Here is a 7,341-nt window from a genome sequence, read left to right on the forward strand (position 1 = left end):
CTTTCTTCACTGCTGGCATAAATCAGTTTTGTAAATTCACCTTGAGCAATCATTGCAATTTGTTTAAACTGATTGGCATCAATGCTTAATAATTCTTTTATTTTTTGGTTTACTTCTTTGACTCCTTCAATTATCTTTCCATTAGGCATGGTTAATAAAGCTTGCGGTGCTTTAGGAGTCTTTCTACCAGGTAATAAATATTTTGGAGATCGTTTGATCAAATAATTTTCTTGATGCAAACTAAATTCCAGTTCAACAAAAGTTTCCCGTTTATTATCGGCCTGATCACTACGAAATTGTTCACTAATACGCTCACTGCCACTAGAAACACCGTATAAAGCAAACATAATGGCATCAAAGATCATTGTTTTTCCCGAACCAGTTGGTCCCGTAATTAGAAATAAACCGTTTTGAATAAAATGATCAAAATCAATAGTTACTAATTTATGATATGGTCCAAAGGCCGACATAGTTAGTTTTTTAGGCAGCATCTTTTTTTCCTCCTAGTAAAATATCACTGATTATTTGCTTGGCTTGATCATTTAACTGTTGACCTTTCATTTTTTGATAAAACTGTTCAAATAATTCAAGCGAATTCATCTTTTCATAACCTTGATCAGCTTTTGTAATATTACTTTGATTATTTAGATTATTTAAAGATGGATATGATATTTGCAATACATTAATAAACTTAGTTCGTAAAAAATCGATTGCATTAGGAATGATCAATGTATCCAATAACTCAATAGCCAGATAATCGTGATCATTGCCTTGATAATCATTAGCCATCAAATCTTCAAAATAGCCGGATATTTTGACCAGTTTTACCTTAGGTTTTAAACTAACAAGCTGATAAGATACTTTTTTATTATCTATTTCAACATCTACAATGCTTTTAGGGCGATTGATTTCATCAAAAGAATACGGCATTAAACTGCCACTATAACGAATTGTTTCTTTTAATACTTTTTGTGAGGCATGTAAATGACCTAAAGCAACATAGTCAAATTGTTTAACTAGATCAACACCTATAATTTCACTACCGCCAACATTTAAGATTGTTTCACTATCACTTTGAATTACCGCACTGTCACCAGCTAAAAACTGATGAGTAACTAACACATTCGTCTTATTATAATCGATAGTTTGTTTACTTAAATAATAAGCAAAAGCATCATGATAAGTATTCAAGTTTTCTTCTTGAAATAAAAACCGAATATATGATGGTTTAAAAAATGGCAGTAAATAAAAATTAACGTCTTCAATAACAATTGGTTCCATTGTCTTTGGTGGATAGGCTTCAATATATAAGCCTTCCTGTTTCAACAATTTACTGGCAAACTGTAACCGGCTGGCACTATCATGATTACCAGCAATCATTAATACTTTTTTATGATAAACTGAAACAACTTTCGTTAAAAAATCATTTAAAACATCAATTGCTTCATTGCTGGGAACACTACGATCATAAATATCTCCTGCCATGATTAAAACATCAATATTATGTTCAACTAAGTAATCGCAAATTTGATCTAATAAATCCGCTTGAACTTCTAGTAAATTTTGCTGGAACAAGAGTTTACCCAAATGGATATCCCCAATATGTACAAATCTCATTCTATCTTTCCTTTCTCTAATTCTATTAAATATACTTCTTTAATCCGTTCATCCGGTTTAAAATTTTGATGATACTTTCTAGGAATAACAACCGTTTCTAAATATTTTACCGGTAATTTTAAAATTGTTTTTTTAGAAGCCAAATTATCAGGCGAACAAGTAATGATCAGCTCTTTAAAGCCCATCTTTCTAGCTATCCGCAATAATTCTACCGTCGCTAAATAAGCATAGCCATGACCACGATAGTTTTTTTCAACACTATAACCAATATGTCCATCAAAATAACGTTCTTCAATTGTTCCTTTTCTTAACACAATTTTACCAACCTTTTGATTATTTACTTGTATTGAAAATATATAATACGGTTTCCAGTTAGCTGGTAAATTATCTTTTATATATGCTTCTTTAATTAACTCCATGTTATCACCTATACAAAATTATAACATAAAATACTCAATAATAAAAAATGATAACTAATTAACAGTTATCATTTGCAATTGCAATAATTTTATCAGTAATACTTTGCAAAGTATCATCATTAATTAAATGATGATCACAGGCATCCAAATACAGCTGATGGCGCTGTTTATCTAATTCATACAATTTTTGTGGTCCTTCTTGTAATAATGGTCTTGATGCAACATGGACATCTTCAATAATGTTTACAATTGGTCTATCGATATAAAAGATAATTCCATTTTCTTTTAAATATTTAATATTTTGATCATTTAAAATAACGCCACCGCCAGTAGAAATAATATGTCCTTGAAGACTTGCTAGATCTTTACAACATTCTGTTTCGTTTTTTCGAAAATAAGCTTCACTAATAGCAAACATATCATTGATGGATTGCTGGTACTTTTCAACAATATATTCATCAATATCAATTAATGGTCGTTTTAATTGATCAGCTAAAAGTTTGGAAATGGTCGTTTTACCACATCCCATGATTCCAATTAATACAATATTTTTCATAGCATCCTCCTATGCATGTTGATAGTTACCAATAACTCTTAATGTCAAGCATTTAGTTTTCATTTGTTCTAATGCTAGTTTGACATTATCATCATGTAAACTGCCTTCAAAATCAATATAAAAATAATATTGCCAGTTTTTATTTTTGATTGGTCTTGATTCAATTCGTGATAAATTAATATGATGATCACGGATTGTCTTTAATATTCCATATAAAGAACCCACCTGGTGTTCAAGTGTAAAAACAATGCTAACCCGATCCGTTAGGGGATGATCTTCTAATTGCTTTGAAAAAATAATAAAACGCGTATTATTTGTTTTTTCATTTTGAATATTTTCCTGTAAAACATCTAATCCATATATTTTAGCGGCAATTTTAGAAGCAATCGCCCCAATTGATTTATCATTATTTTCACTGACAAATTTAGCTGCCGCTGCCGTATTTGAATAATCATGAACTGTAATTTGCGGATGTTCAAGCCAATAATTTGACGATTGTAAAATCCCTTGAGGATGGCTATAAACATCTTTGATATCCTCAATCCGTGTTCCTTTTTTCGCTAATAAATGCTGTGTAATCGCAACACTATGTTCACCAACGATGTAAAAATCATAGTCACGAACTAAATCGTAATTATCATTAATTGCTCCCGTTGAAGAATTTTCTAAAGGCACGATGCCATAGTCAATTTCATCATTTTTTAAAGCTTCATAGACATCTTTAAAATTAATATAATTAACATTATCAACATCACCAAAATACTCTAACATAGCTTGATGAGCAAATGCTCCAGGCACCCCAGCATAACCAACTTTAATATTTTCAGTTTTTTTCGTTTTCAAATCATAAAGATCATTTAAAGGAATAAAACTAGCCTGGTAGCTTTTACCAATATCCATGATATCCTGGAAAAATTTAGCACCATACTCTTTTAAGGCTGGATCAACAATTCGATTAGCATTTTTTTCAATTACCTGATGTTCTCTTTCGGGTTGGAAAATTTCCATATCATTAGCTAATTTATAAGTAATTACTTCTTTACTTAGATTCATTCGTTTTTCAAACAGTTTGACTAATTGTAAATCGACTTCATCAATTTCTTTACGACATTGTTTTAAATCTTTCATCTTCTACCTCACCAAATCTAACATTGCTAAAGCTGCCATCGCTTCTACTACTACTGTTGCCCGAAAAACAATACAAGGATCATGGCGCCCTTTAATTTCTAAAGTCGTATTTTCGTGATTTTTAACATCAATTGTATTTTGCTTCTTCGCAATTGATGGGGTTGGTTTGATTCCGACCGTAAAAACGATTGGCATTCCATTAGAAATACCACCAGTTATCCCACCATTATTATTAGTTGTTGTTTTAACCCTATTATCTTGATCATAGTAGTAACAGTCATTTGCCTGACTACCATATAACTCACTAATATGATCATTTCCAAAAGCAACTGATTTTACCGCCGGAATTGAAAACAACAAACTTGATAAATGACTTTCAATTGAATCAAAGAATGGTTCCCCTAATCCGGCTGGTAAACCAATGATTGCACATTCTACTTTACCACCAACTGAATCTAAATTTTTACGAGCTTTATCGACAATATCAACAAACTTATCATAACATTCTTGATTAATAACGGGATAATGTTGTTTGTTTAAATAATTTAAAGTGTCTAATGATAAGCGCTGATCGAAATTTTCATCATAATGATCTTTAATGCTTAAAATATGCGCACCGATATAAATCTCCTGCTGTTTCAAGATTTGTTTAGCAATTGCTCCGGCAAAAACGATCGGAGCTGTAATTCTACCAGAAAAATGACCACCGCCACGAACATCATTAAACCCTTGATATTTAACAAAAGCCGGATAATCACTATGTCCAGGACGCATTTTTTCTTTTAATAATGAGTAATCTTTAGAATGCTGATCACTGTTATAGATCATACCACAAAGTGGGGCTCCAGTTGTAATATCATCTTGCAGACCGCTGATGATTTCTACCTGATCAGCTTCTTTACGGCTAGTTGACATTTTATCCTGACCTGGCGCGCGGCGTTTCATTTCCTTGGCTACTGCTTGCAAATCAATTTTTATACCACTAGGTAAATTACCTAAAACTACACCAATTGCTTTACCATGAGATTCACCAAAAATAGTAATTTCAATTTTATTTTTCCATGTTGATGACATCTATTACGCCTCCTAATGATTGATAGTCTTCCCAAAAACTTGGATATGACTTACTTACACATTCTAAATTATCTAAAATTAATGGCTGCGTGGAACGCGTTGCCGCTATTGCCAGCATCATTGCCATGCGATGATCGTTATAAGTTAAACAGTTTCCACCCGTAAATTCTTTACTTCCCGTAATCTTCATTCCATCACTTAACTCAACTGCTTTTATCCCTAATTGATTCAATTGGCTTACTGTTGCTTCTAAACGATCACATTCTTTGATTCGTAATCTTCTAGCATTAATAACTTCACTTTCGCCTTTAGCTAAAGCTAAAGCAACACTTAATACCGGAATAACATCAGGACATTGACTAGCATCTACACTTGTTGCCTTTAAATTGCCACCATTAAATTTGATTCCTTGATCAGTTATTTGCAAATTAGCATCCATTGCTTTTAAATAATCAATGATCATCTTATCCCCTTGCAATGACTCTAAATTTAAATCTGTTAAAGTGACATCATTACCTATAGCCCCAGCTACTAAAAAAAATGCCGCTTGTGAAAAATCCGCTTCCACCCGATAATCATGAATTTGATATTTTTGCTTACCGGCGATCTTAAAAATTCGATAATCATCATTAATAATTTTAATCCCATATTGATTTAAAATTTGTAATGTTAAATCAATATATCCTTTTGACTCTAATGGTGATGTTATTTCAATAATAGAATCCTGCTCCATTAATGGTAAAGCAAACAATAATCCAGTAATAAACTGTGAAGAAATATCACCAGGAATTTTAAAATGATCGGCTTTTAACTGACCTTTAATTGTTAAATCTAAAACATCTTTTTGATAAGTATACTCAATTCCTTGACGCTCAAATATTTGATAATAAACATCTAAAGGTCTTTTTCCTAAATTACCGCGTCCACTAAAATGAACCTGATTTGCTGTTATGATGGAAATAGGAACCATAAACCTTAACGTAGAACCTGATTCCTCACAATCAATTTCACATCCCTGTTTAGTAAACGTGGTAGAACCATCTACAATAATGTAATCATCAAACAAATCTATTTTGGTTCCTAAAGCTACCATCGCTTTGATCGTTGCCTGAATATCTTTAGAATATTCAATATTATCAATTCGGCTAACTCCATTAGCCAAACTAGCTGCAATAATAGCCCGATGTGCTAATGATTTAGAAGGGGGAACTTGAATCGTTCCCTTTAATTTAGCTGGTATAATTTTTACTGCTGTCATTTTATATCCGATCCTTTGCTTCAATTAATTTATAATCACTTTGATAAACATAACTTTCACCAATTTCTTTTAATAAGACTAACGATAGTTTTTTATTAATATTCTTTTTATCAAGACTGATCGCTGCCATTAATTTTTTGGTTTCCACATTACTTTCAACTGGTAAATGATATTTTTGACAAAGCTTAGCGATTGTTTCATGAATTCCTTGTGGTGATATGTTATTAGCTTCAGCTATTTTGCATATTTGGACCATCCCAATAGCAACACCTTCACCATGAGAATATTTTTCATAATGATAATATTGTTCCAAGGCATGGCCTAAAGTATGACCAAAATTTAAAACTAAACGATCACCAAAATCAAACTGATCTTTTTCGACAACATCACGTTTAATATCAACACAACGATAAATAATTTGATCAATATCTTGATATAAATCATTAAAATCCTGATATTTATCTAATAATTCAAATAATTTTTTATCTTTAATACAACCATATTTGATTACTTCCGCCATGCCATCATAAATAAACCGTTCGGGTAATGTTTTTAAAGTTAATGGGTCAATTAAAACCATTTTAGGATGATAGAAAGCCCCAACTAAATTTTTTCCTTCTGGCAAATCAACTGCTACTTTACCACCTACTGATGAATCAACCTGAGCTAACAGTGAAGTCGGAATTTGTACAAATTTAATTCCTCGTAAAAATGTTGCTGCCACAAATCCCGCTAAATCACCAATTACACCGCCACCTAAAGCGATGATCAAATCAGTTCGAGTTAATTTAAAATCTAATAAGGCTTTATATAACGATGGCAAAATATCAAATCGTTTTGATTGTTCCCCATGTTCAACTAACACATGATCAACTTGATAATCCTGGCTTAAAACATCACTTAGCATTTGACCATAATATCCATATACTTGATCATCAGAAATAATCATGATTTTATTTCCTTTAAATATTTGTTTTATATATTCATTACTTTTTTGTAAGATTCCATTTTCAATATAAATTGGATAACTATTTTCTTTTAAAGATACCATTAAATCCATCGTTATATCTCCCTGTCATTTATAATTTTTTACCAACTATTGTAGCAATTTGACTAACTTGTTGCAACAGTTTTTCATATTTCTCTGGTCTTAATGATTGTGGTCCATCACATAATGCCTTTTCTGGATTATTGTGTACTTCGACCATTAATCCGTCGGCTCCGGCTGCAATTGCCGCTTTTGCCATCGGTTCTACTAACCACCATTTTCCTCCCGCATGGCTTGGATC

Annotated in this window: 8 protein-coding genes and 1 pseudogene; all 9 read right to left on the reverse strand. The window is 31.8% G+C overall.

Going from position 1 to position 7,341, the window contains the following annotated elements; all coding sequences use genetic code 11:
* The coding region (locus J7M77_RS02985; protein ID WP_296875849.1) for an SMC family ATPase at positions 1 to 491 on the reverse strand (491 nt) is incomplete at its 3' end.
* Complete coding sequence (locus tag J7M77_RS02990; protein ID WP_296875852.1) at positions 481 to 1,617, reverse strand: exonuclease SbcCD subunit D; 1,137 nt, start codon at positions 1,615 to 1,617, stop codon at positions 481 to 483. The genes J7M77_RS02990 and J7M77_RS02985, both read right to left, overlap by 11 nt.
* Positions 1,614 to 2,036 (reverse strand): GNAT family N-acetyltransferase, encoded by a 423-nt coding sequence (locus J7M77_RS02995; protein ID WP_296875854.1) that lies wholly within the window; start codon positions 2,034 to 2,036, stop codon positions 1,614 to 1,616. The genes J7M77_RS02990 and J7M77_RS02995 overlap by 4 nt, the downstream gene beginning before the upstream one ends.
* A 58-nt stretch (positions 2,037 to 2,094) precedes the next feature.
* Positions 2,095 to 2,592 (reverse strand): shikimate kinase, encoded by a 498-nt coding sequence (locus J7M77_RS03000; RefSeq protein ID WP_296875856.1) that lies wholly within the window; start codon positions 2,590 to 2,592, stop codon positions 2,095 to 2,097.
* 9 nt (positions 2,593 to 2,601) lie between these two features.
* The gene (gene pheA / locus J7M77_RS03005) at positions 2,602 to 3,720 is read right to left on the reverse strand and encodes a prephenate dehydratase (RefSeq protein WP_296875858.1); all 1,119 of its coding nucleotides are present in this window, start codon (positions 3,718 to 3,720) and stop codon (positions 2,602 to 2,604) included.
* A 3-nt stretch (positions 3,721 to 3,723) separates the two neighbouring features.
* A complete protein-coding gene (gene aroC / locus J7M77_RS03010) occupies positions 3,724 to 4,794 on the reverse strand; it encodes a chorismate synthase (RefSeq protein WP_296875860.1) in 1,071 nt (356 codons plus the stop codon).
* Complete coding sequence (aroA, locus tag J7M77_RS03015) at positions 4,772 to 6,052, reverse strand: 3-phosphoshikimate 1-carboxyvinyltransferase (protein ID WP_296875861.1); 1,281 nt, start codon at positions 6,050 to 6,052, stop codon at positions 4,772 to 4,774. The genes aroC and aroA overlap by 23 nt, the downstream gene beginning before the upstream one ends.
* A 1-nt stretch (position 6,053) precedes the next feature.
* The gene (aroB, locus tag J7M77_RS03020; RefSeq protein WP_296875863.1) at positions 6,054 to 7,112 is read right to left on the reverse strand and encodes a 3-dehydroquinate synthase; all 1,059 of its coding nucleotides are present in this window, start codon (positions 7,110 to 7,112) and stop codon (positions 6,054 to 6,056) included.
* 19 nt (positions 7,113 to 7,131) lie between these two features.
* Positions 7,132 to 7,341 (reverse strand): annotated as a pseudogene (locus tag J7M77_RS03025) (3-deoxy-7-phosphoheptulonate synthase); the annotation flags it as partial.

It is taken from the genome of Thomasclavelia sp. (genome assembly GCF_017889095.1).
Classification (GTDB): domain Bacteria; phylum Bacillota_I; class Bacilli_A; order Erysipelotrichales; family Coprobacillaceae; genus Thomasclavelia.

Coding starts and splice junctions, on each gene's coding strand:
- J7M77_RS02990 (WP_296875852.1), bottom strand. CDS start 1,617: ATGAGATTTGTACATATTGGGGATATCCATTTGGGTAAACTCTTGTTC.
- J7M77_RS02995 (WP_296875854.1), bottom strand. CDS start 2,036: ATGGAGTTAATTAAAGAAGCATATATAAAAGATAATTTACCAGCTAAC.
- J7M77_RS03000 (WP_296875856.1), bottom strand. CDS start 2,592: ATGAAAAATATTGTATTAATTGGAATCATGGGATGTGGTAAAACGACC.
- pheA (WP_296875858.1), bottom strand. CDS start 3,720: ATGAAAGATTTAAAACAATGTCGTAAAGAAATTGATGAAGTCGATTTA.
- aroC (WP_296875860.1), bottom strand. CDS start 4,794: ATGTCATCAACATGGAAAAATAAAATTGAAATTACTATTTTTGGTGAA.
- aroA (WP_296875861.1), bottom strand. CDS start 6,052: ATGACAGCAGTAAAAATTATACCAGCTAAATTAAAGGGAACGATTCAA.
- aroB (WP_296875863.1), bottom strand. CDS start 7,112: ATGGATTTAATGGTATCTTTAAAAGAAAATAGTTATCCAATTTATATT.